At 60.9% G+C, this 238-nt stretch carries 1 protein-coding gene; it reads right to left on the reverse strand.

The genetic code is table 11. The features are described from left to right. Nucleotides 1–238, reverse strand: a 238-nt coding sequence (locus SB765_RS33400) for a LysR family transcriptional regulator (RefSeq protein ID WP_410933005.1), incomplete at both ends; no start/stop codon positions are given.

Consider the following 238-nt stretch of genomic DNA (forward strand, 5'->3'; position numbering starts at 1 on the left):
CCTGCCTTTTTGCTCGCGCAAATCACCCAGGGTCGCCTCCAGGCTGATGAAAAACTCCCGCACGATGGGCGCCAGCGCAGCCCCCGCTGCCGTGAGGCGTAACGCCTTGCCACGTTCAAACAACTGCACGCCCCAAAGGGCCTCAAGATGCCTGAGCTGGTGGCTGACCGCGCTTTGAGTCACATGTAGCTCCTGTGCGGCCGACGTAAAGGTCAAGTGCCGGGTGGCAACTTCAAAT

This window comes from Pseudomonas sp. SIMBA_067 (genome assembly GCF_046534675.1).
Lineage (GTDB): Bacteria > Pseudomonadota > Gammaproteobacteria > Pseudomonadales > Pseudomonadaceae > Aquipseudomonas > Aquipseudomonas putida.